This is a genomic window from Flavobacterium algoriphilum (assembly GCF_048158655.1).
In the GTDB taxonomy this organism is placed as follows: domain Bacteria; phylum Bacteroidota; class Bacteroidia; order Flavobacteriales; family Flavobacteriaceae; genus Flavobacterium; species Flavobacterium algoriphilum.
In genome coordinates this window covers 335,684-362,074 of sequence record NZ_JBLNKY010000002.1, presented here as the reverse complement: position 1 = coordinate 362,074, position 26,391 = coordinate 335,684, and the positions used below count along the sequence as shown (strand labels likewise).

10 protein-coding genes and 1 tRNA gene are annotated in these 26,391 nt (G+C 37.0%); 9 read left to right on the top strand and 2 right to left on the bottom strand.

What is annotated here, in order from left to right; genetic code table 11:
* Nucleotides 1-744: 744 nt before the first annotated feature.
* The 3 genes from ACM55G_RS06430 (at nt 745) to ACM55G_RS06420 (ending at nt 19,767) form a co-directional block, all read left to right on the top strand.
* Nucleotides 745-6,474 (top strand): LamG-like jellyroll fold domain-containing protein, encoded by a 5,730-nt coding sequence (locus tag ACM55G_RS06430; protein WP_416843070.1) that lies wholly within the window; start codon nt 745-747, stop codon nt 6,472-6,474.
* A 440-nt stretch (nt 6,475-6,914) separates the two neighbouring features.
* Nucleotides 6,915-19,445 carry a PKD-like domain-containing protein gene (locus tag ACM55G_RS06425; RefSeq protein ID WP_416843069.1) on the top strand — a complete coding sequence of 4,177 codons (12,531 nt, stop codon included), beginning with the start codon at nt 6,915-6,917 and terminating at the stop codon, nt 19,443-19,445.
* 139 nt (nt 19,446-19,584) lie between these two features.
* Entirely contained in the window at nt 19,585-19,767 is a 183-nt protein-coding gene (locus ACM55G_RS06420) for a hypothetical protein (RefSeq protein WP_416843068.1), read from the top strand.
* Nucleotides 19,768-19,863: 96 nt separating this feature from the next.
* Here the strand turns inward: ACM55G_RS06420 and ACM55G_RS06415 are convergent, their stop codons facing one another.
* Nucleotides 19,864-20,316: a DUF4442 domain-containing protein gene (locus tag ACM55G_RS06415; protein WP_416843067.1), complete on the bottom strand. Its 453-nt coding sequence runs from the start codon at nt 20,314-20,316 to the stop codon at nt 19,864-19,866.
* A gap of 192 nt (nt 20,317-20,508) precedes the next feature.
* Between ACM55G_RS06415 and ACM55G_RS06410 the strand changes: the two genes are divergently transcribed.
* The 5 genes from ACM55G_RS06410 (at nt 20,509) to ACM55G_RS06390 (ending at nt 24,813) form a co-directional block, all read left to right on the top strand.
* The gene (locus ACM55G_RS06410) at nt 20,509-20,964 is read left to right on the top strand and encodes a DUF4870 domain-containing protein (RefSeq protein ID WP_416843066.1); all 456 of its coding nucleotides are present in this window, start codon (nt 20,509-20,511) and stop codon (nt 20,962-20,964) included.
* Nucleotides 20,965-21,147: 183 nt separating this feature from the next.
* A complete protein-coding gene (locus tag ACM55G_RS06405) occupies nt 21,148-21,480 on the top strand; it encodes a PadR family transcriptional regulator (RefSeq protein ID WP_314897111.1) in 333 nt (110 codons plus the stop codon).
* 2 nt (nt 21,481-21,482) lie between these two features.
* The gene (locus tag ACM55G_RS06400; RefSeq protein ID WP_416843065.1) at nt 21,483-23,147 is read left to right on the top strand and encodes a PspC domain-containing protein; all 1,665 of its coding nucleotides are present in this window, start codon (nt 21,483-21,485) and stop codon (nt 23,145-23,147) included.
* 2 nt (nt 23,148-23,149) lie between these two features.
* On the top strand, nt 23,150-23,890 hold the full coding sequence (locus ACM55G_RS06395) for a head GIN domain-containing protein (RefSeq protein WP_416843064.1): 741 nt from the start codon (nt 23,150-23,152) through the stop codon (nt 23,888-23,890).
* 89 nt (nt 23,891-23,979) lie between these two features.
* Nucleotides 23,980-24,813 (top strand): GIN domain-containing protein, encoded by an 834-nt coding sequence (locus ACM55G_RS06390; protein ID WP_416843063.1) that lies wholly within the window; start codon nt 23,980-23,982, stop codon nt 24,811-24,813.
* 199 nt (nt 24,814-25,012) lie between these two features.
* On the opposite strand, the gene trxB is transcribed toward ACM55G_RS06390, so the two are convergent.
* Nucleotides 25,013-25,960, bottom strand: coding sequence for a thioredoxin-disulfide reductase (trxB, locus tag ACM55G_RS06385; RefSeq protein WP_416843062.1), 948 nt, complete (start codon nt 25,958-25,960; stop codon nt 25,013-25,015).
* A 158-nt stretch (nt 25,961-26,118) separates the two neighbouring features.
* On the opposite strand from trxB, the gene ACM55G_RS06380 reads away from it, so the two are divergent.
* Nucleotides 26,119-26,193 (top strand) — tRNA-Pro (locus tag ACM55G_RS06380).
* Nucleotides 26,194-26,391 lie beyond the last annotated feature (198 nt).

Below are 26,391 nucleotides of genomic sequence, written 5' to 3'. Positions count from 1 at the left end.
AGAACTCTTTCAAAGATAAATCTAAAAACCATCTACAGACTCGGATCGTTTTTTCATAAGCCTTATCGTCAAAAAAATAATTTTTTACCCTCTCAGTTAAACAAGGTAGCTGAAGCCAATACGACCAGAAGTAGGTTGCCGTATGACCAATTATTTGAAACTCTTCTATTATCTTCTATTTGCTAAAAATTGATATTATTTTATTTGCCATAAAAACATTTATCAGTGATTAATTAGCGTTTAATATAATAATATATATTTTATTTAACAAGTTATTTCTTTCTTAAAATGATGATTTTTAAAATAAAACTCATGCATTTGTCCTGGTCTAATTGCATCAAGAATTCGTTCACAAAATATTATACCCCAAAATGGCAAACCATGTAGAAACTTCATTTTGAAATTAAATTTAGACAATCTTACTTAAAGTTTTTCAATATATTTCTTTCCCTATCATTAGTAAAAAAAACCCTATAAAAACCCAATATCAATAACACTGTTAATTCTAATTCTTAGAGAATTCATCAACCTAAACACGCCATTTATTTTAAAAACAAAATTATTTTTTATATATAATTTTACGCACAAAACTTTATTTAAAACGCTTTTAATCGGTTTTTTTAAACCTTTAATCTATTAAATAAAACAAAACACATAATTTTACCTCTTAATAAGCATGATTTTAATCTGAATTCATTTAAAATAAAAACACATGTGACATAATAATTTAAACAGAATAAAATAATGAAGACAATCTATTTAATAATCATAAAACTAATTCTCCCATTTTGTTTGCTTCTTATTACATTTTTTGGATATTCACAAACAACGCAAACTTTTAGTGCACCTGGAAGTTTTACAGTTCCAGCAGGAGTCACAAGCTTAGTAGTTGAAGCATGGGGGGGTGGTGGTGCAGGTGGCGGAGCAACCGGAAATATATCAGCTGGTGGTGGAGGTGCTGGTGGTGGATATGTAAAAAATACATCTCTAACCGTAGTTCCAGGTACCACATATACCGTTACTGTTGGAACCGGTGGTATTGGGACAACAGGGACAGGAGCTGCAGGAAATCCATCTTGGTTTGGATCAACCGCTATTTTATTAGCTGTTGGTGGGAATGGTGGGAATGGTGCAACTGCAGGTGGTGCAACCACTAGTGGTGCAACTGCATCGACAATTGGTAACATTGGTTTCTCTTCAAGTTTTAATTATTATGGTGGAGCTGGAGGAACCGGTGCAGCAGGAGGAGTATCAAGCGGCGGCGGCGGCGGAAGCGCAGGAACAATGTCAAATGGAAATAATGCTCTTATTATGCTTGGAGGTGCTGCTGTTACTGGAGGTGGCGCAGGAGCTACCGGCATAAATATCACTAGCGACGGGGATTCTAGTACTGCCCTAGGCGGGGCTGGAGCTGGGGCTAGAACTGGAAGCGGCGTAGATAAATCAGGCGGAAATGGCTATAGGGGTCAAGTAATTATTTCATGGATCTGTCCTACTTATAATTTAACGGGAACTCTATCGTCAACTTCAATCTGTCCAGCAAACACTTCTAATGTATCAATAACATCTTCAGCATCAGGACTACCAGTAGGTACTTATACTGTAACTTATAATTTATCCGCCCCCAATACTGCAACAGGAAATACCGCAATTATGACTGTAACAAGTGCTGGTTCAGGAACTTTTACCACAACCGCATTATCAAATTCAGGCACAACCAACATAACAATTACAAATCTTACAAGTGGTGGAACTTCTCCAAATAATTGTAGTTCACTCATCAGTTTAAACAATATTGCAAGCATAATCATAACCGCTACACCTACTATAACGAGTACGACACCTGGATTTACAAGTGGATCTGGAACAGTTAATTTGACTGCAACTGCTTCTGCAGGGATTGTTTACTGGTATACTACCGCTACAGGCGGAAGTACTTTAGGAACAGGTACAAATATGACCACCCCGATTATTACAACAACTACAACCTATTATGTTGAAGCGGTTAATGCATCATGTATTTCTACCGCAAGAACCGCAATAGTTGCAACTGTAAATTCTCCAGAAATAAATATTCTGGGAAACACCACTTCAATTATTGATGGTGATGCGACCCCAAGCGTTACAGACTGGACAGAATTTGGATCAATGGAGACAAGCACAGGAATCATCACAAAAACATACACTATTCAAAATACGGGCACTTCAACCTTATCCATAGGAGCCATAACTATTTCAGGAACTAACGCTGGTGATTTCAGCGTTACCATTAGTCCAAGTGCTTCAATTGCTGCGGGAGCCAGTTCTACTTTTTCTGTTAGTTTTAATCCTAATGCCTTAGGATTAAAAACTGCGGCAATTTCAATTATAAACAATGACTCTAATGAAAATCCTTATGATTTTTCTATTCAAGGTACTGGAATTCAAACCTTTTTTGATAGCGACGGAGATGGTGTATTTGACAATTTAGACACAGATGATGATAATGATGGCATTCTAGATGCGACTGAGGAAATTAATTGTAACAGCTCAAATGGCCATAAAGTAGATTATAAGTTTTTAAATGAAACCTTTGGCACAGGAGCAAAAACTTCAAACTTTACCGCTGCCTATAATGCCACAACAACCTATTGTTATGAAGACGGAATTGCAGGCACTAATACAACCGCATGTCCAAGTCAATCAAGCTGGATACTGGATGATGGTGAATACACGGTAGTCTCTAAAATAACAGGAACAGTAGCTAGCGACCCTGAAAATATTCATGGTGATTTAGCTTGGTATAACGGAGAAGATCATACAACAGGAGATACCAATGGAAGAATGGCTGTTTTTAATGCCAGTTTTACTCCCGGAATATTCTATGAGACAACTATTACCGGTGTTTTGTCTAATTTACCTATAACCTACAGTTTTTGGGTATTAAACATAATGGCCGCCTCTACTTTCCCCGGCTCAATTTTACCCAATGTAACAGTAGAGTTTTATGATTTATCAAACAATCTTCTTACAACTTTCAACACAGGAGACATAGGAAGATGTTCCGGAAGCACAACAGACAACACTTGCAATCAAGGAATTTGGAAACAATTTTCCACTAGTGTCAACTTAGGAAATGTAAATGCCTTTACCATCCGTTTCAAAAACAATGCGCCTGGTGGCGGCGGTAATGACCTTGCATTGGATGATATCCTAATTTCACAAACTTTATGTGATTTAGACAATGATGGCGTTGCTGATATGTTTGATCTAGACGCCGATAATGACGGAATTGAAGATATTATAGAAGCGGGCTTAGGAAACTTGAGTAATGCCAAAGGAAAAATAGATGTGGCTTGGGTCGATACCAACGGAAACGGACTTCATGATGGTGCTGAGTCGACAGCCGTACTAACTGCATTAGACTCTGATGGTGATGGAATTCCAAATTATATAGATTTAGATAGTGACAACGACAGTCTTTTTGATGTGGACGAATCTGGGGCAGGAAATACAAATGCTGTTTCTGGATATGAAAATGGTGATGGAGACATCAATGGAGATGGAACAGGAGACGGTCCGGAATCAGAAACATTTAGAACTAGAGACATTAATGGAGATGGTATAACGGAAGGTTATGGTGACGGAATATTAGACATTTATGACTATGGTACTGGAGCTACGAACCAATACGGAAATTTAGGACAAGGTATTGCAACTGCAAATCCTGCAACTACTTATTTAAAAGACACGGATGGAGATGGAATCCCCGATTATCTTGATACAAAATCTAATGGAAGTTCATTTGATATTGCTAATACTCTATTAATCTATGACTATAAAACGTTAGACACCAATAATAATGGCGTTATTGATGGCACAACCGATATTGATAAAGATGGAATTCTGGATACTTTTGACACTAACACGGCTTTATTTGGTTCTCCAAGAGATTTACATACCAAATTATTTCTAGACTTTGACGGCAGAAACGATTACGGCCAAAGTACGGCAGTTCTTGGGGGATTAGCCAATGCATCTTTAATGGCATGGATTGATTTAAATGCCGCTTTTTCTACTGATGGAGTTATTGTAGGACAAAATAATTTTCAAATCCGAATTACTGCCGCTAAGAAATTGGAAGCAGTTGTAAACGGCACAACAGTAACCTACAATACAGCTTTAAATATATCCCAGTGGTATCATGTTGGAGTAATTTACGACGGAGCAAATATAAAGTTATATTTAAACGGTGCTTTAGTGGCAACCCAAGCTAAAACCGGAAGCATCTCAGCTGATGCAACATTACTTACTTTAGGAAAAAACCCTGTTTCAAATACAAAATATTTTAAAGGAAAAATTGATGAAGTACGGGTGTTCAATATGGCTTTAACTGAAACCCAGCTACAAAGAATGGTATATCAAGAAATTCAAGATACTGGTTCACAAATTAGAGGTACAATTGTGCCTAAAAATGTCGCCACATCCCCTGCTTCTTTGCCTTTTGCTTCTTTGCTTCGTTATTACAGAATGGACAACTACACAAATGACATTATTGATGACTTAACTACAACAGCCATTGATGTTACCGGAACAAAAATGTATAATAATAAATATATATATGGACAACAGGCCCCTATGCCTTTTTTGACGGAACGTAACGGAAGTTTTGCTAGTGCTGTAAACAGTCCTACAAAAGAAATTAGAGGGAATGATATTATGGATCAGGATTGGTCTATTGTAAAAGTACAACATGATATTACTGAAACGGCTAATAATATTGATTTAGGAATGTTAGTAGATTCTGGAAAAAAAATTATAATGAATAATGATACCAAAATACAAAATGATTGGTATTTAAAATTAGATGGAAAAATAGATTTAGTGGGAATGTCACAGTTAGTGCAAACTAGCGAGAGCGACTTAGATATTACAAGCTCTGGATCAATAGAAAGAGACCAACAAGGTCAATCCAACAAATACAATTATAATTACTGGAGTTCTCCGGTAAGTCCTATAAGCACTACTGCCAACAACACTAATTATACCGTTGGTGGAGTAATGAAAGATGGAACTACAACAATTCCTCAAAATATTAACTGGATTGGTGGCTATGATGGAGCGCCCACAACCCCTATTAGTGTACCTCGATACTGGCTTTATAAATTTGACAATTATGTCAATACTTATGCTAATTGGGTTCAAATATTAGAAACAAATCCACTACGTGTAGGACAGGGATTTACATTAAAAGGAAGTGGAGCAATAGCAGGAACTCAAAATTACACTTTTGTTGGAAAACCAAATAACGGTACAATTTCAACAAATACTATAGGTGACAATCAATTATTGTTAGCTGGTAATCCCTATCCATCAGCATTAGATGCTGATGCTTTTATAACTGATAATATAAGTTCTTTAGAAACTTTCTCAAACCCTTCTACAGATGGCACTTTATATTTTTGGGAACAATATGCTACTAACAACACTCACGTTTTACGTGATTATCAAGGGGGATATGCTGTACGAAATTTGACTGGAGGATTAGCCCCTTCCTCTGCAGGTGTGGATTTCATCAGCAAATCAGGAACTCCTTCAAGAGGAATTCCTAACCGATATATTCCGGCAGGACAAGGTTTTTTTATAGTTGGAAAAACAGGTTCTAGTGGCATTGTTACTTTTAGAAATAGCCAAAGAGGTTTTCATAAAGAAAATGACGCTTTAAATTCGAATGTAATGTATAAAACCAAGACCGATAAAGAAACACCCTGGAATAATAACAATAATGACCCCGTAATAAAAGATACTTATAAAAGAATTCGTTTAGGTTTCAATTCCCATAATGATTATCACAGACAGGTGTTGTTAGGATTCATGGATGAAAAAGCAACTAGCGAAATGGATTACGGCTATGATGGTTTTAATTTTGATGACTTTCCAAATGATATGTACTTATTGAATGGTGAAAATCAATTAGTAATAGAAGGAGAAGGATTTTTTGATGCAAGTGCCTCCTACCCTATTGGTGTAAAAACAGATGCAGAAGGAAATGTAAAGTTCTTAATTGATGAATTAGAAAACTTCGACTCAGCACAAGCAATTTACATCCACGATGATTTAACAGGGATGTATCATGATATTCGCAATAAACCATTTGAAGTGATGCTTCCACAAGGTGTAAACAACAACCGTTTTTCATTACGATTTACTAATAAAACATTAAGCCTTGATGACGTAATCATCAATGATAATGCCATTAAAATTACTCATTTACAAAATGGAAATAGTCTTATAATCAACAATACTATATTAGACACGACTGTTAAAAAAGTTATTTTATTCAATATAATTGGCCAATCAATAGACACTTGGAAAATTGATAATCAAGACCAACAAAACATACACTTAACTATTAAAAAAGTAAATTCTGGTGTATATATTGTAAAACTTCAAACCACAAAAGGAGATTTTAGCAAAAAAATAATTATCCCTTAATAAGCAGAAAAAATAATTTTAACATTTAGAAACTGTCTGAAAAGACAGTTTTTTTTATGTCTAAATTGACCCTAAATAAAGAAAAAACTAAAACATGTAAAGTTAATTTTCTTAAAATGAGTAGTTTGTCGGATGATAAAATCCTTTCATCGAAAAAAAATTTTTTTTTCAAACAATACCATCCTAAATACTTAATTTTAAGACATGTAAGCCAAATACATTATAACTAAAAAAAATAAATAGTACTCCAAGCACAATTTTTCTTGTTGCTTTTTGTGTAAAAAAAAATAAATATTACACCAAAAAAAGTAACATTCAGATAGATTTTCATTGAAAACAACACCACTACAATAAACATTATTTTGTTTCTAAGAACAGCATCAATTTCTCTATGCCTCTTTATAAAAAATATTAATCGTTTGATTTAAAATGTAGGTATCATGAAAAAAAAATACTTTAACTTCCATATAAATTTATATTTAGTATTAATAGTATCCAAAAGCTATCATTTATTTACAATTGTTTTGTTTACTTTTTTGATTAGTATTGATAGTTTTGCCCAGACAATATCAAGTTTTACTCCAACTAATGCTTGTGCTGGTTCAGCTGCTTCAGTTGTCATAACGGGAACCGGTTTTAGTGGAGCGACCTCAGCAACTTTTAATGGTGCAATTGCCACTTATACCGTAGATAGCGATACGCAAATAACTGCGCTATTACCTGCTGCTGCCACCACTGGATTTATCACGGTAAAGACTTCTTCTGGGGTTACTATTGTTAGCTCGGGCACATTTACTGTAACCAGTACTGTAACGCCATCAGTATTAATCGCTGCAAGTCCGATTAGTCCGATATGCTCCGGAACTTCGGTAACATTTACTGCAAGTCCTGCAAATGGAGGTAGCACTCCAACATATCAATGGTATGTTGGTGGAATTGCTGTGGGTACAAATAGCCCAACCTTAACAACTAACACTCTTAGTAATGGCAACCAGATAAAAGTTGAAATGACCTCTAATGCAACTTGTCCAGTTCCTGCAACCGTAACCAGCAATATAATAACGATGACCGTTAATAATACTGTTCTTCCATCGGTCTTAATTTCAGGAAACCCTTTAAGTCCTATCTGTGTAGGAACAAGCGTGACATTTACAGCAGGGGTTCCAAATAATGGAGGACTTAATCCTACTTATCAATGGCAAATAAACACAATAGATGTAGCAGGTGCAAATGGTACAACATTTACATCATCTTCTCTTGCAAACGGGGATATCGTTAGGGTTAAGCTAACATCAAATGCTGCCTGCGCCGCTCCTAATCCAGTTAATAGTAATGAAATTACCATGATTGTTAACCCTAATGCCACTATTTCACTTACATCCGGAAACAATAATCAAACGATTTGTATCAGTACAGCAATTACCAATATTACTTACAGTATTAATGGCGGTGGCACTGGCGCTACTGTGAGTGGATTACCTACAGGAGTAAATGGAAACTATAGTGGTGGAGTCTACACCATAAGTGGTACACCTTCAGTTAGTGGTACTTTCAATTATACCGTAACAACAACCGGCAGCTGTGCCCAAACTTCTGCTACCGGTTCAATAATAGTGAATCCAAATGCAACTATGTCTCTTACATCAGCAAATAATAACCAGGCCGTTTGTATAAACAATCCGATTGCAAATATCACATTTAGTGTAGGAGCTACTGGAAACAATGCTTCTGTAAGTGGATTGCCTTCAGGTGTATCTGGTTCCTATAGTGCTGGAATATTTACCATTAGCGGAACTCCCACAGCCAGTGGAACATTCGCCTATACGATAACAGCAACCGGTACCTGCGGAAATACAACTACCAATGGAACGCTCACAGTTAATCCTGCAGCTTCAATTACATTGGCTTCTGCCACTGGCACAGATAACCAAACGGTTTGTGTCAGTACGGCGATTACCACTATTACCTACAGTACTAGTGGGGGTGGAACTGGCGCTACTGTGAGTGGATTACCCACAGGAGTAAATGGAAACTATAGTGGTGGAGTCTACACGATAAGTGGTACACCTTCAATTAGTGGTACCTTCAATTATACGGTAACAACAACCGGCACCTGTGCCCAAACATCCATCGGCGGCACAATAATAGTGAATCCAAATGCAACTATATCCCTTACATCAGCAAATAATAACCAGACCGTTTGTATAAATAATGCTATTGCAAATATCACATTCAGTGTCGGAGCCACCGGAAACAACGCATCGGTAAGTGGATTGCCTTCAGGTGTATCTGGTTCCTATAGTGCCGGTGTATTTACAATTAGTGGAACTCCCACAGCCAGCGGTACATTCGCCTATATGGTAACAGCGACCGGTACTTGCGGAAATGCAACTACCAGTGGTACGCTCACAGTTAATCCTACAGCTTCAATTGTATTAACATCTGCCGCTGGCACAAATAATCAGACAAAATGTATAAGTACAGCCATTACCAATATTACCTACAGTATTAATGGTGGTGGAACTGGTGCTACTGTGAGTGGATTACCCACAGGAGTAAATGGAAACTATAGTGGTGGAGTCTACACGATAAGTGGCACACCTTCCGTTAGTGGCACCTTCAATTATACCGTAACAACAACCGGAACCTGTGCCCAAACATCCATCGGCGGTACAATAATAGTGAGTCCAAATGCAACAATATCCCTTACATCGGCAAATAATAACCAGACCGTTTGTATAAACAATGCTATTGCAAATATCACATTCAATGTCGGAGCCACCGGCAACAACGCATCTGTAAGTGGATTGCCTTCAGGTTTATCTGGCTCCTATAGTGCCGGTGTATTTACCATTAGCGGAACACCCACCGCCAGCAGTACATTCGCCTATACAGTAACTGCGACCGGTACTTGTGCAAATGCAACTGCGAGTGGTACACTCACAGTTAATCCTGCAGCTTCAATTACATTAACTTCGGCCGCTGGCACAAATAATCAGATAAAATGTATAAGTACAGCGATTACCAATATTACCTACAGTATTGGTGGTGGTGGAACTGGTGCTACTGTGAGTGGATTACCTACAGGAGTAAATGGAAGCTATAGTGGTGGAGTCTATACCATAAGCGGCACATCTTCAGTTAGTGGTACATTCAATTATACGGTAACAACAACCGGCACCTGTGCCCAAACATCCATCGGTGGTACAATAATAGTGAATCCAAATGCAACGATATCCCTTACATCAGCAAATAATAACCAGACCGTTTGTATAAACAATGTTATTGCAAATATCACATTCAGTATCGGAGCCACCGGCAACAATGCATCGGTAAGTGGATTGCCTTCAGGCGTTTCTGGTTCCTACACTACCGGTGTATTTACCATAAGCGGAACACCCACCGCCAATGGTACATTTGCCTATACGGTAACAGCGACCGGTACGTGCGGAACTGCAACTGGCAGTGGTACATTGATCATCAATGCAAATTCAACAATAGCGCTTTCTTCAGCCATAGGAACTGATGCTCAATCGGATTGTATTAATACCGCAATAACAAATATTACCTATAATATTGGTGGTGGAGGTACCGGAGCAATTGTTTCTGGTTTACCAGGTGGTGTAATCGGGAATTACAATAGTGGAACAAAAATATATACAATTAGTGGCTCACCAAATGTAAGTGGAACTTTTAATTATACAGTTACAACTACCGGCTCATGTATCAACCCTTTATTAAGCGGCACTATTTTCGTATCACCTGCAATACCAGCTACTCCACTTGCTCCAACGAGCCCACAATCTACATCAGTTTGCCCTGTAGTAACGGGGCTACAATATAATGTTACAACAGTTATGAATGCTACTGGTTATATATGGTCTTTACCAGCTGGTTGGAATATCATTTCAGGCACGGGAACAAATTCAATAACAGTTACTGCATCTACATCTGCTGTAAGTGGAAATATTACAGTGAAGGCAACAAATGCTTGTGGTTCAAGTGCTGCGAGTCCAAGTTTGGCAGTTACAGTTGGTAATTTTGCTTTTGTGGACGCAGGTATTGACCAAACAGTTTGTGCTTCGGCGCCAGCTGTTTCGCTTTCAGCAACAGTTGGTGGCGCAACGGGCATAAATAATGTTAACTGGACTTCTTCAAATGGAGGTGCTTTTTTCAACGCAGGAAAGGCGTCAACTACTTATACACCTGGCGCTTCAGCGATTGCCGCTGGTACTGTAACATTAACTATTACAACTGATGATCCTTCTGGATCATGTGTTCAGGCAAGTGATCAATTGACAGTGACCATTAGAGCTAATCCAACTGCAATAATAAGCAGTATTAGCCCCATCTGTTCTGGCACTTCAAGTACAATAACATTTACTGCTACTCCAAATACTACCGTAACTTATAAAATTGGCGGAGGGGCTAATCAAACAATTACAGTTGATGGAACTGGTATTGCTACATTAAATACCGGGGCTTTAGTTTCAAATACAACCTATACATTGGTAAGTGTCGCTTATACATCAGCACCGGGTTGCAGTGTAAACGTCTCAACTTCGACAACCGTTAACATTAATACACCTGTAGTTACGAACGCAAACGTAGATCAAACCGTATGTTCGAGCAGTCCGAATGTAACGCTTGCTGGATCTATATCAGGAGGAGCTACCACGGGAACATGGAGTGGAGGTAGCGGAACATTTAATCCAAATAATACGACTTTAAATGCGGTTTATACGCCAAGTCCTGCAGAGATTACGGCAGGCACGGTAACACTTACCTTAAACAGCGCAGATCCTGCCGGTCCATGTGGTGCAACTACTGATGCTATGGTCGTTACAATAAATCCTTCGGTTGTTACAAATGCAAATACAGATCAGACCGTTTGTGCAAGCAGTCCGAATGTAACCCTTGCTGGATCTATATTAGGAGGAGCTGCAACCGGTACTTGGAGTGGCGGTGGCGGAGCATTTACGCCTAATATTACAACTTTAAATGCAGTATATACGCCAAGTGCAGCAGAGATTACAGTAGGAACAGTAACACTTACGCTAACGAGTGCAGACCCTACCGGTCCATGTGGCGCAACTACAGATGCTATGGTCATTACAATAAATCCTTTGGTTGTTACAAATGCCAATGCAGATCAGACTGTTTGTGCAAGCAGTCCGAATGTAACCCTTGCTGGATCTATATTAGGAGGAGCTGTAACCGGTACTTGGAGTGGCGGTGGCGGAACATTTACGCCTAATATTACAACTTTAAATGCAGTATATACGCCAAGTGCAGCAGAGGTTACAGCAGGTACGGTAACACTTACTTTAACCAGTGCAGACCCTGCCGGTCCATGTAGCGCAACCAGTGATGCAATGGTGATTACAATTAATCCTTTGGTTGTTACAAATGCAAATGCAGATCAGACTGTTTGTGCAAATAGTTCGAATGTAACCCTTGCCGGAGCTATAACAGGAGGAGCTATAACCGGTACTTGGAGTGGCGGTGGCGGAACATTCAATCCAAATAATACGAATTTAAATGCAGTATACACGCCAAATGCAGCAGAAATTACAGCAGGCACGGTAACACTTACTTTAACCAGTGCCGATCCTCCAGGTCCATGTGGTGCAATTAGTGATGCAATGGTGATTACAATCAATCCTTCGGTTATTACAAATGCAAATGCAGATCAGACTGTTTGCGCAAATAGTCCGAATGTAACCCTTGCGGGATCTATATCAGGAGCAGCGGCGACCGGTATCTGGAGTGGAGGAGGAGGAACATTCAATCCAAATAATACGAATTTAAATCCAATATACACGCCAAGTGCAGCAGAAATTACAGCAGGCACGGTAACACTTACATTAACCAGTGCAGACCCTCCAGGTCCATGTGGTGCAATTAGTGATGCAATGGTGATTACAATTAATCCTTTGGTTGTAACGAGTGCAAATGTTGATCAGACTGTTTGTGCAAGCAGTCCGAATGTAACCCTTGCTGGATCTATATTAGGAGGAGCTGTAACCGGTACTTGGAGTGGCGGTGGCGGAACATTTACGCCTAATATTACAACTTTAAATGCAGTATATACGCCAAGTGCAGCAGAGGTTACAGCAGGTACGGTAACACTTACTTTAACCAGTGCAGACCCTCCAGGTCCATGTGGTGCAACCAGTGATGCAATGGTGATTACAATTAATCCTTTGGTTGTTACAAATGCAAATGCAGATCAGACTGTTTGTGCAAATAGTTCGAATGTAACCCTTGCCGGAGCTATAACAGGAGGAGCTATAACTGGTACTTGGAGTGGCGGTGGCGGAAGCTTCAATCCAAATAATACGAATTTAAATGCAGTATACACGCCAAGTGCAGCAGAAATTACAGCAGGCACGGTAACACTTACTTTAACCAGTGCAGACCCTCCAGGTCCATGTGGTGCAATTAGTGATGCAATGGTGATTACAATCAATCCGTTGGTTATAACGAGTGCAAATGTTGATCAGACGGTTTGCGCAAGCAGCTCGAATATATCACTAGCAGGTACAATAACTGGCGGAGCAACCACAGGCACTTGGAGTGGCGGAGGCGGAAGCTTCAATCCCAATAATACGACTTTAAATGCATTATATACCCCTAGTGCAGCAGAGATAACAGCAGGAACAGTAACTCTTACCTTAACCAGTGCAGACCCTGCAGGACCCTGCGGTGTAATTAGTGATGCAATGGTGATTACAATTAATCCGGCCGCAACCGTTTCTGCTGGTTCAAGCCAAACTATATGCTCGAATCTAAGTGCAACTATGGCAGGTTCTTTTGGCGGCGGGGCTATAGCAGCAATCTGGTCAACAAGTGGTACAGGATCCTTCAATAATAATACAACTACGGCAATATATACTCCAAGTTCAGCTGATATAAGTGCCGGATCTGTTATTTTAACTTATACCACCAATGATCCAGCGGGTCCATGTGGATCAATAAATGCAAGCTTAGTATTGACCATTAAAAAAGCAGTAAGTATCAATACACAACCATCTAATGTGGGTATATGTGCCAGCAGTCCTGCACAGCTAGGAGTTGTAGCTAGCGGCGATGGACTAATTTACCAATGGTACAAAGGAACTTTTCCCGGAACTGCAGTTACCAATACAGTTTTTATTACTGGAGCTCAAACTAGTATTTTAAATTTTAGCCAGGCATTTCTGCCAGATGACGGCATTTATTATGTTGTTGTAGGTGGAGCTAGTCCTTGCTCTTCCGTGAAATCAAATGAAGTAACCCTAAACGTAGACCAATCCATTTTAATTACAAACCAGCCCGTTGCACAAACTGTTTGTGAAGCCACTTCTAATATTAGCTTCTCTGTTACTGCAAATGCAGGCGGTGATCCTATTACTTATCAATGGAGAAAAAATGGAACCAATATTTCAGGTGCAACAACTCCAACTTATACACTTTCAACAGCAGTATTGGGTAGTGCAGGTAATTATGATGTGGTTGTTTCAGGACCTTCGGGTTATACTTGTCCAACGGTTACTTCTGTCAGTGTAGCACTTACAGTTACGCCAACAGTAGGTATACCAACAGCGATTAACATATCTGCAGGAACAGAACCAAGTTGTCAAATAACAACTTCTACCACTACCTATGTGACTACAGCTACCAACACTACCGGCTTTAACTGGTCATTAAGTAATCCAGCAGCAGGAACTATCAATTCATCGGGAGTGATGACGTGGGCAACAGGATTTTCTGGTTCAGTCAATATTCAGGTGACAGCGAATGGCTGTAACGGCCCTTCACTACTGGTAATAAGAACAGTTGTTGTTACCGCTACACCAAATGCAGTCGCAACAAATTCGGCTCAAACAATTTGTTCAGCAACTGCAATTACAACAATGGTTTTATCTGGAAATGTAGCTTCTACTACTTTCAATTGGACTAGAAATAATTCAGGAACTGTAACGGGAATTGCAGCTAGTGGAAGTGGAGACATCAGCGGTAGCTTAACTAATACTACTAATGCCCCACTAACCGTAACATTTACCATTACCCCTACAGCTAATGGATGTGGTGGAACACCCATAACCACAACAGTTCTGGTTAATCCAACTCCAAATGTAGTGGTAACAAATTCAGCTCAAACAATTTGCTCTGGAAGTGCCATTACAGCGATGGTTTTATCTGGAAATGTGGCTTCGACTACATATAATTGGACTCGAGATAATACAGTCGCATTAACTGGAATTGCAGCTAGTGGAAGTACAAACATTAGCGGAAGCTTAACCAATACAACTAGTGCACCCGTAACCGTTACTTTTACAATCACCCCTATAGCTAATGGATGTTCTGGAATGCCAATAACAGCTACAGTTCTCGTGAATCCAACACCTGTTACAGTCGCAACAAATTCGGCTCAAACAATTTGTTCGACAAATGCAATTGCAACAATGGTTCTTTCAGGAAACGTAACTTCAACGACTTTCAATTGGACTAGAAACAATACGGGAACCGTAACAGGAATAACAAATAACGGAACTGGAGACATAAGCGGAAGCTTAACCAATACTACTAGCGCACCTATAACCGTAACGTTCACCATCACCCCTATAGCTAATGGATGTTCGGGAATACCAATAACAGCAACAGTTCTCGTTAACCCTAAGCCAAATTCAGTGGCAACAAATTCGGCTCAAACAATATGTTCGGGAACTGCAATTACAACAATGGTTTTATCTGGAAATATAACGTCAACGACTTTCAATTGGACTAGAAACAATACAAGTACCGTAACAGGAATAACAAACAGCGGAACTGTTGACATCAGCGGAATCTTAACCAATATTACTAGCGCGCCTGTAAACGTAACTTTTACCATTACCCCTACAGCTAACGGATGTCCTGGACTACCAATAATAGCAACAGTTTTAGTGAATCCAGCACCAAATGCAGTTGCGACTCCAGTGTCACAAACGATATGCTCAGCAAGCCCAATTACAACAATAGTTTTATCTGGAAGTAACGCTTCAACTACTTATAATTGGACCAGAGACAATACAGTCGCAGTAACAGGAATAGCTTCTAGTGGAAGTGGAAACATCAGTGGAACTTTGACAAACACAACTAATGCACAAATAACAGTAACTTTTATGATTACGCCAATAGTAAACGGTTGTAATGGAATACCAATAAATGCAACGATTATTATTGAAGCAGCTTCAGTAGGAGGCGCAGTTACAATTTCCCAACCTAGTATATTGCCTGTTGTTAAAATAGTTACGGTATGTCACTCTGCCAGCGGAACGATATACCTAAGTGGGCATACCGGTACTGTTGTGAGATGGGAATCTTCAACAACAGGAGGAGCTAGTTGGACTCCAATTGTAAATACCGGCATTAAATATGATTATACAAATATTCTCGTTACTACACTATTTAGAGCCGTCATACAAAACGGATCATTATGTGCGCTGGCCTATTCCGCTACATCAATTATAAACGTAATTCCAAATATCAAGCCATCACCTGTTAGCGCTACACCGTCGACTATATGCAATGGCGATTCCACAATTTTATCTTCACAAAGCGGCTATGCTACGAGTCAAATTCTAGCTTCCGGAGGCGCTTTTGACACTGCAAATCCAAAAAACTGGTTGGTAGATGGTTGTGGAAATTGTCTTTCTGCTGGTGGTAGTAATACAAATCCGGGTCCATTTCAAGAAAGCGCCACCAATGGAGGTACTTATTCCGGCATAAATTATACTTCATCTGGAAAATTTGTAATTGCCAATGGCAACTTCAACTCCATCTTACAAACTCCCGTCTTTAATACCTTAGGATTAACATCTGCAAGTTTACATTTTGACCATGCCTATAATTTATTGGCAGGCGCATCTGCAAAAGTTGAAATTTCTATAGATGGCGGTACCACATACAACACTATTTTGGCTCAATATAATGGACCAAGTACTCAACTTCCATATAATATTAGTACTAATATGAGTATAGATTTAAGCGCTTATTTGGGTCAAACTAACTTAAAAATACGATTTAACTACCAAGGTACAGTAGGAAGTTCATGGGCAATCGATAACATTGAAATCCCTGAAGCACCTGTAGGAGTGCTAACATCTCAATGGGTTGATACCAATACAAATACTGTTATAAGCAATACCAATTCAACAAATGCGACTGTATCACCAACTGTAACAACAATCTATGCAGTAACATCCTATCTTAATGGTTGTACTAGTCTTGGTATTAATGGAACCACTTATGTGACAGTAACAGTAAATCAAAGACCTGTTGTAACTGCCCCTCCTGGGATAATTTGCTCAGATGACACCACTAATATTCCTCTTACAAGTAGTGAACTGGGAACAACATTTGCATGGACTGTAGTTCAAACAGGAGTGTCAGGGGCAAGTCCGGGTACTTTAAATACTATTGCGCAAAAATTAACAACAACTAGTGCTACGTCTGGAACAGCTGTTTACACAATTACACCTACTTCTAAAGGGTGTGCGGGAACAGCAAAAACAGTAACGATAGCAGTACATCCAGCACCTACAGGAAACATAGGACCATCACAAACGATCTGTTATGACGGCACAGCTACTTTTAGCATTGCATTAACAGGAACTGCTCCTTGGAGTATAACCTACAGCAATGGCACAACTCTTACAACAGTAAACAATGCCAGTGCAAATCCTTTTGTATTTACTGTTTCAAATATCATATCTAATAAAACCTATACTATCACTGCATTGAGCGATTCGCAATGCAATGCGAAACCAACAGATTTAACTGGTTCAGCTACTGTAAGCGTATTAACTGGAACAGCAGGTTTATGGACAGGATTGGTAAGCACCGATTGGTTTGATTGCAAAAACTGGGCTGGCGGATTACCTTCCAGCACTATAAATGCTCAAATTCCTACTATTCCTTCCGGAGGGCCTAGAATGCCCGTAATCAATCCTGCAAACTCTGTTTTTGCGGCAGCGTATAGCAATATTGCCAGCGCACAAGATTTAATAATTGACAGTGGCGCTTCTGTTACCATGGCACCAATCGGTGTATCCGATTTGCAAATTAGTCGCGACTGGAAAAACAGCGGTTCTTTTATTCCGGGAACTGGAACTGTTACCTTTAATGGTGGAACTTCAAATCAGGTTCAAACTGTAAATCTTGGTATTAAAACCAATGAAAATTTTTATAATCTAACCACAAATAATTCAGGCACAGCTAAAGGAATTAATTTAGTAGATGACTTTGAATTAACCGTTTCTAATACCTTATCCTTATTAAGTGGTGATCTACGTTTGACAGGAGAAGCCCAACTAGTACAGGCTGGAACCGGAGCAAATCCTAGTAGTGGTTCAGGAAGGTTGTTGAGAGATCAACAAGGTCAAAAAAATAGTTTCAATTACAATTACTGGTGCTCTCCTGTAAGTACAAATAACACTAATTATTCCATTAGTGGTGTTTTAAGAGACGGTACTGATGTAACTACAAATCCATTTAGTCCTGGAAGCATAACCTTTGGAGATAGTGCTTATTTTGCTGATGGAGCGGCTACAAACCCGATAAAAATAAGTAACCGTTGGCTGTTCTGCTATAGTTCTCTTACCCTTGATTCTAATACTGGTTTACAAAACTATTCGCAATGGAACTATATTGGAAGTACTGGAGTTGTAAAAATAGGCGAAGGATTTACAATGAAAGGAACTGATGGAACTGCTTCTTCATTATTCTTACAAAATTATGTCTTTGTTGGCAAGCCTAATTCCGGGACTATACCATTAAATATAGTCACAGACCAAACGTATCTGATAGGAAATCCATATCCATCAGCACTTGATGCCGATGAGTTTATAAAAGACAATTTAAAAGATTGTAGCGGTTGTAGAGGCAGTGCAAATATCTTTAGTGGAGCCCTTTATTTTTGGGATCATTTCGGATTAACAAGCAATCACTTTCTGGCTCAATATGTTGGTGGTTATGCAACTTATACATTAATGGGTGGATTAGTCGCCATTGCTAATGATCCTTTAAATATAAATAATGGATCAACCGGAGTTAAAACACCAAAACGGTACATTCCAGTAGCTCAGGGCTTCTTTGTAGATGCTTCTTTAGCCCCATCATTAGCTGGAACAGTAGCTACGGTTCAGGGCGGAATTCTGAATTTTAAAAACAGTCAACGAGGCTTTATTAGAGAAAATTCAGGGAATTCTATGTTTATGAAAGAAAGTCTTTCTAAAAAACAACACGTTGTTTCCAATGACCAAAGACCTAAAATCAGATTGAGTTTAGCATCTTCAAAAGGAATAAATCGACAATTACTGGTGGGAGTTGACAGCAATACTACAAATCAATTTGATATTGGTTATGATGCCCCGATGCTCGATATAGAAGGAGACAATATCTATTGGGAAATTAGTAATAGTAAATTTATAATTCAAGCAATACCCGATTTTAATCTTGAACGAATAATCCCTATAGGTCTCACAATAGTAAATGAAGGCATAGCCACCATTAAAATTGATGCCGTTGAAAACATACCTGAAACTACTAAAATTTACTTACATGACAATGTTTCCGGGAGTTATCATGACATAAAAAATAGTAAATTCACGATTGCCTTGGCTGTTGGTGAATACAAAAATCGTTTCTCCTTACAATTCACAAATAAAACACTTGCTGTTGAAGAGAATAATATAGATGATGGTATTCAAGTTTTATATTCAAACAATTATAAAGTTTTAATTATCCAAAACAAAATTCTTGACACGATAATTAAGGAAGTTCATCTTTTTAATCTATTAGGGCAACATCTCGTAAAATGGGATGTTGAAAATAAGGATCAAACCAGAATTCAAATTCCAATCAAGAATCTATCTTCTGGAGTATATATTGTAAAACTGACAACTTCAAAAGGAGGTTACAATAAAAAAATAATTATCAAATAAATTCAATTACAAATGATTAAAAAGCCTTATCTGAGTAAAATAGTTTTCTTAATTTTAAAATTGGTTTAATTTATTACATATATTTGAATCGTATTTTGGGATTCAAACCCAAACAAAAAACCATCTTAAAGTTATTAAAATGAAAAAAATTATTACACTTATAACTATTGCGTTCTTTTCAGTTACTGTTAGCGCACAAGAAACAAAACCAGTTGCAAAAGAAAAAGCTAAAAAAGAATCTTGTTGTACTAAAAAAGATTCAAAAGCGGAAGGAAAAAAATGTGATGCATCAATGGCTAAAGGCAATGGAAAAAAATGCTAAGCTAAAACATAACTATTCCATTATTTATAAAAAACGCCTCTTGATTTGAGGCGTTTTTCTATTTTTATAATTTCGATTCAAATAAACTAAGTTTTTTTATTTAACTCTTACACTCCATTCAAAATCCATTTCGGAAACTTGGATTCCTTTTTCGTCTGTTCCAATAGATTTCATCCAGAAAGTTTGTCCTGCTCCACTAGCAATAGTGTCTTGAATGGCTTTTTCAATTAAATGCCCATCGGTACAGGTAAAAGTGATTCTTCCAGTTGCTTTTTTTGTAAAATTTCCTTTATTGCTAGCCACTAGCATCGATATTTTTCTGCCACTTTTTTGAATTTGAAACATGACTAAAGCTCCCGTAGAAAGCTCCGCAGCCATAGCTTGCACAGCAAAATACATGGAATTAAATGGATTTTGGTTGATCCAGCGGTGTTTTACTGACACTACACATTTTTTCTCATCTATCTCTTTTACACGTACGCCACAGATAAATGCCGATGGTAATTTGAATAATAGAAATTTATTAAGTTTTGATAGGGTAAGTTTCATATGAAGTTACTATTTATTTTTATGGGACTGGATCGAGATCGAATAACTTGTTTTGTTGCTAAAATACAAAAAATACTATGCACACATAATAAAATATTTTGTTAATTATTTGTTAATATTAAGTACTGTGCGATACAAGATACTGTCTTTTAGCCATATATTTGTATAAGAAATTACTATATACTTTTAATCATGGAAACAACTACTGAAATAAACACCGCTACATTTACGCATTTGAGTGCATTAACGCAATATTTCATTCCTTTTGGAAATTACATTTTTCCAATATTGATTTGGTTTTCCAGAAAACACAAATCGGAATTTGTGGATTATAATGGAAAACAAGTGCTCAATTTTCAATTGAGTTTATTACTCTATTCTTTGGTACTAATTATGATTGCTGTTCCAATCTTTCTTATTACTTTCTTAAAGAATATTCCTTTTGAAGCGCTACTAAATGATCACGATATTGTTTTAAGAAATTTTAGTTTTGAGGGTAACATCGGAATGTTAACAGTAGGTATTGTAGCTGTTTTAATTTTTGGTCTTTTGAAAGTGGTTGAATTCTTTTTGATCATTTATGCTTCCATAAAAACATCAAATGGTGAAAAATACAACTACCCAATCACGATTCCGTTTATTAAATAGTAAATACTAAATTAGGTAAGTAGTTTCTAAATAGCCCTGATTGCAATGGAAATCCTTTTTTATTTTTACTTTAAAAATAAAAAAGATTGAAATGGAAAGCAGGAAATAGCTCCAAAAAATAATCATCAATCATCAATCAAAAAATGAATAGTTTAATCAACCAAAAATCAAAAAAAAGAAATTATGAACATTGAAAACACAAAAGCCCAGATGCGTAAAGGTGTTCTCGAGTTTTGCATCTTATCCGTATTGAAAGAAAAAGATGCCTACACATCGGAAATATTAGACACTTTGAAAAACGCAAAACTGTTAGTCGTGGAGGGAACCATTTATCCGCTGCTCACCCGATTGAAAAATGATGGATTACTCAACTACCGATGGGAAGAATCAACATCAGGACCACCAAGAAAATACTATGGTCTGACCGAAATAGGACAAGCTTTTTTAAACGAACTTAGTGGCACTTGGACCGAATTATCTGATGCCGTGAACCTTATAACCAACCAAAAACAATAGTCATGAACAAAACTGTAAATATAAACTTAGGCGGAATGTTCTTTCATATAGATGAAGATGCATACCAAAAATTAACACGATACTTTGATGCTATAAAACGTTCTTTATCGAATTCATCAGGACATGATGAGATTATAAAAGATATCGAAATGCGTGTTTCAGAATTATTGAACGAGAAACAAAAAAGTGACAAACACGTTGTAGGATTAAAAGATGTAGATGAGGTAATTGCCGTAATGGGACAACCTGAAGATTACATCATTGAAGATGAATTAAAAGTTTCTAATAGTTATAGCGACAACACAAATAGAAGATCGAAAAAACTGTACAGAGATAAAGAAAAAGGAATGATTGGTGGTGTTGCCACAGGATTAGGACACTATTTTGGAATCGATGCCGTTTGGATCAGAATTGCGCTACTATTATTGGTTTTTGGCGGATTTGGAACTGGGATTCTTGCATACATTATCCTTTGGGTTGTAACACCAGAAGCCATTACAACATCAGAAAAACTAGAAATGACAGGAGAACCGGTTAACATTTCGAATATCGAAAAAAAAGTTAGAGAAGAGTTTGAAAGCGTTTCCGGAAAAATAAAAAATGTTGATTACGACAAATATGGCAATCAAATAAAAACGGGTGCCAGTAGATTAGGAAACTCATTTGGTGATTTTATAATGACTGTTTTCAAGGTTTTCGCAAAATTTCTGGGTGTGATTTTGATTATTACAGGAATAGCTACTCTAGTTTGTTTGCTAATTGCAGTTTTCACTTTAGGTTCTTCAAACTTTATTGATGTGCCGTGGCAAAGTTTTATTGAAGCGGGAAATTTTACTGATTATCCTATATGGTCTTTTGGACTATTGATGTTCTTTGCTGTTGGCATTCCGTTCTTTTTCTTGACCTTATTAGGGTTTAAATTATTATCCCCAAACATGAAGTCAATAGGAAATATTGCAAAATATACTTTATTGGCACTTTGGATAATTGCCATAGCCATTCTAATTTCAATTGGAATAAAACAAGCATCGGAAGTGGCTTACGAAGGAAAAACAGTTCAAAAAGAAACAATTAATCTACTGCCAACTGACACTTTATATGTGAAATTTAGATACAATGATTATTACACTAAAAGCATTAACGACAGGGAAAACTTCAAGTTTGTTCAAGATTCTGCAAATACTGAATTAATTTATTCTAACAATGTAAGATTACAAATCTTACATACGGATGAAAAACTACCATTCATCCAAATTGAGAAGATGGCCAGAGGAAAATCATTTCAAGATGCCAAAAAAAGAGCTGAAAAAATAAAATACAGTATTAAAATTGAAGGGAATAATTTGATTTTAGACAATTATTTATTGACTGAAGTGACTAATAAATTCCGTGATCAGGAAGTGGCAATTTTCTTATATTTACCTGAAGGAACTTTATTTAAACCAGATTCTTCCCTTCAGGATTATGACAGATCAGATGATTCGTTCTTCAACTTACATTACAGCTCTGACAACTATATTTATAAAGTAGAAAATTCACAAATAAAATGTTTGAATTGCCCTACTGATGAAAATGAATATAATGACGTAGAAAATGACATGGATGATGATAGCAGCCAAACATCAGTTACAATTAATAAAAATGATACTATCATTAAAACCAAATAGCCATGATAAAAATCATCACCTTAATTACAAAATTCATTATTGTCACTTTGGTTGCTTTATTGTTTGCATCGTGTAATCACATGATAAACATAAAATCAATAGAAGGAAGCGGCCAAGTCACGACTGAAAAACGAATTGTACAAGGCGATTTTAAAAGTATTGAAGTCAGCAATGCTATAGATCTTATCATTGAACAATCAGACAAAACAGAAATCATTGTTGAAGCTGATGATAATTTGCAAAAAGAAATCACAACAAAAGTAGAAAATGGTAAACTTATTATAACTTGTGATTACAATTCTTTCAACAATATAAAATCAAAAAAAGTAACTGTAAAAATGCCTCTTATTGATCAATTAAAAGCTTCTGGTGCTGCTACAATCAAAAGTATCAATACGATAAAAGGTGAAAGTATAAGACTGGAAGCATCCAGCGCAGCTTCAATAAATTTAAATATTGAATCCGATACTATTTTTACTGAAGCCAGTAGCGGAAGCTCTATTTCCATCGATGGAAAAGCTCTTAAACTAGAAGCAACAGGATCAAGTGGAAGTACAATAGATGCCAAAGATTTATTGGCAAATGAAATCAAAGCCCATTCCTCAAGTGGTAGTACTGTAAATGTTCATCCAATTGTGAGCTTGGAAGCAGAAGCATCTAGCGGTGCAAGTGTAAACTATAATACTATTCCAAAATCAATTCGGAAAAAAGCTAATTCAGGAGGAAGCATTCATCAGGAATAAGAATTCCTTTTTAATCAAAAATTAGACAAAATCATCCATCAAAAGTGGATGATTTTTTTATATTTGTAAATATACTAATTCAAATAAAAATGAAAAAAAATACTATAATACTTCTACTCGTTTTATCAACTACATTAACATTTGCACAGAAAAAAGATAAAATAAAAGGATCGAAAACGGTTACTATTGAACAAAGAGAAGTCGGTAATTTTGAATCCCTTGAAGTAGAAGATAATCTTGAAGTACATTTGGAAAGAGGAGAAAAAAGCGAAATAAAAATTGAAGCTGATGACAATTTACATACTATTATTTCATCCGATTTAAGAGACAACATACTGCGTATTTATACCACTAAAGAAGCCCAAAATTACAAAAAACTAATTGTAAGGGTTACTTATACTAAAGATTTAAACTTGGCTACTGCCAAAAACGAATCGACTATAAGTGCAATTCAAGAAATTCTACTGGACAATTTAACATTTAAAGCCCATGATTTTTCACAACTTTATTTGAATGTCAATGCTAAAAATTTCATATTACAAGTAGATGATAAATCAAAAACAGAACTAAATTTGAAATCAGAAAATGCAATTGTCGAATTAAGTAAAAACGCATCTCTAAAAGCATTGGTTTCCACTATTGATTTAAAAGTTGATCTATACCAAAAATCAAATGCAACAATTGAAGGTGATGCGACCAATGCAATCCTTCGATTGGATAACAATTCGAGTTTGACAGGAAATAAACTTACCATAAAAAATGCGGATATCACTACTGAAAGTTATTCTACTTGCAGTTTGAATGCAGTAACAACGGTTATTATTGATGCTGCAGAAAAATCAGAAATTCAGATTTTGGGAACACCAAAAATTGAAATTAGAAAATTTGCTGATGAAGCTAAATTGATAAAGAAATTGAAATAGGAAATCCTCCTCAACCCTTCTTCTTTCCAACCCTCTCCAAAGGAGAGGAAGAAAAAACTGGATTGATAATAAATATTCTAAACAACAAAAAGTCCCATTTGCTAAGGCAAATGGGACTTTTTCATTTTGGTAAGTTAGTACGATTAAAATAATCGAACAAATCTATTATCTGCCTATTATCTTAAAAATCTAATTGACTTTATTCTTTAGAAGCCAAATATCTTTCGGCATCCAGAGCAGCCATACAACCCGTTCCGGCAGCTGTGATTGCCTGACGGTACACATGATCTGCAGCATCTCCGGCTACAAAAACTCCATCCACATTAGTCTTTGAAGTTCCTGGAGTATTGATTATATATCCTGTTTCATCTAACGTAATAAACTCATTAAAAATATCTGTATTTGGTTTGTGACCAATAGCGACAAAGAAACCGGTAGCGGGAATATCAAAAATATCTCCTGTAGTTTTATTTTTTGCTTTTACACCTTCCACTACTTGTTCATCTCCTAATACTTCAACAGTATCATGATTCATTAATATCGTTATATTCTCTGTTTTACGAACGCGTTCTTCCATGATTTTAGAAGCTCTGAATTTTTCACTTCGCACCAACATCGTTACTTTTTTACAAAGTTTTGACAAATAATGTGCTTCTTCACAAGCTGAATCTCCTGCCCCAACGATTACTACTTCTTGGTTTCTATAGAAAAAACCATCACAAACAGCACATGCAGAAACGCCACCGCCCATTTTTAAATAGTGTTGTTCTGAAGGTAATCCTAAATATTTAGCAGATGCTCCGGTCGAAATAATTACGGTTTCACAATGCAATTCTTTAGTCCCATTGATCCAAACTTTATGAATATCTCCTGAAAAATCTACTTTAGTTGCCCAACCGTCACGTACATCAGTACCAAAACGTTGCGCTTGCGCTTGTAATTGAACCATCATCTCAGGACCAGTCACACCGTCAACATATCCAGGAAAATTTTCCACCTCATTCGTAGTTGTTAATTGGCCACCAGGCTGAATTCCTTGATATAAAACTGGATTCATATTAGCTCTGGCTGCATAAATAGCCGCAGTATACCCTGCTGGACCAGAACCTATAATAAGACATTTAATTTTTTCGATTGTATCTGACATAGTAAGGATTATTATATTTTTTGATGTTGCAAATGTAGTTTTTTAATAAAAATTATGACTAAAAAAACATCGTTTTTACCTATTCCGAAATAATATTCTCCTATTTTGATTTTTGTCTTGGTCAAATAAAAAATAATTCTATCTTTGCACCGGAATTGCGGGGTGTAGCGTAGCTCGGTTATCGCGCCTGCTTTGGGAGCAGGAGGCCGCAGGTTCGAATCCTGCCACCCCGACAAAAGTCGAACAGAAATGTTCGACTTTTTTTATTACAACTATTTTCAACTGCTTTTGTGTTGAAATAAATTGAAAAAAAAATTCCTTATTACCCTACATTCACAAAATGTTTATTTTTGTTCTGACGCAAAAGCGTATTGACTATTTCAGAAATAAAATGCTATCAAATGGCGACTAATCAACCTTTAACAAATGTT

Excerpts from the sequence above, each read along its gene's own strand:
- ACM55G_RS06430 (WP_416843070.1), top strand. The coding sequence starts at position 745 with ATGAAGACAATCTATTTAATAATCATAAAACTAATTCTCCCATTTTGT.
- ACM55G_RS06415 (WP_416843067.1), bottom strand. The coding sequence starts at position 20,316 with ATGAAACTTACCCTATCAAAACTTAATAAATTTCTATTATTCAAATTA.
- ACM55G_RS06390 (WP_416843063.1), top strand. The coding sequence starts at position 23,980 with ATGAAAAAAAATACTATAATACTTCTACTCGTTTTATCAACTACATTA.
- ACM55G_RS06395 (WP_416843064.1), top strand. The coding sequence starts at position 23,150 with ATGATAAAAATCATCACCTTAATTACAAAATTCATTATTGTCACTTTG.
- ACM55G_RS06420 (WP_416843068.1), top strand. The coding sequence starts at position 19,585 with ATGAAAAAAATTATTACACTTATAACTATTGCGTTCTTTTCAGTTACT.
- trxB (WP_416843062.1), bottom strand. The coding sequence starts at position 25,960 with ATGTCAGATACAATCGAAAAAATTAAATGTCTTATTATAGGTTCTGGT.
- ACM55G_RS06425 (WP_416843069.1), top strand. The coding sequence starts at position 6,915 with ATGAAAAAAAAATACTTTAACTTCCATATAAATTTATATTTAGTATTA.
- ACM55G_RS06405 (WP_314897111.1), top strand. The coding sequence starts at position 21,148 with ATGAACATTGAAAACACAAAAGCCCAGATGCGTAAAGGTGTTCTCGAG.
- ACM55G_RS06400 (WP_416843065.1), top strand. The coding sequence starts at position 21,483 with ATGAACAAAACTGTAAATATAAACTTAGGCGGAATGTTCTTTCATATA.
- ACM55G_RS06410 (WP_416843066.1), top strand. The coding sequence starts at position 20,509 with ATGGAAACAACTACTGAAATAAACACCGCTACATTTACGCATTTGAGT.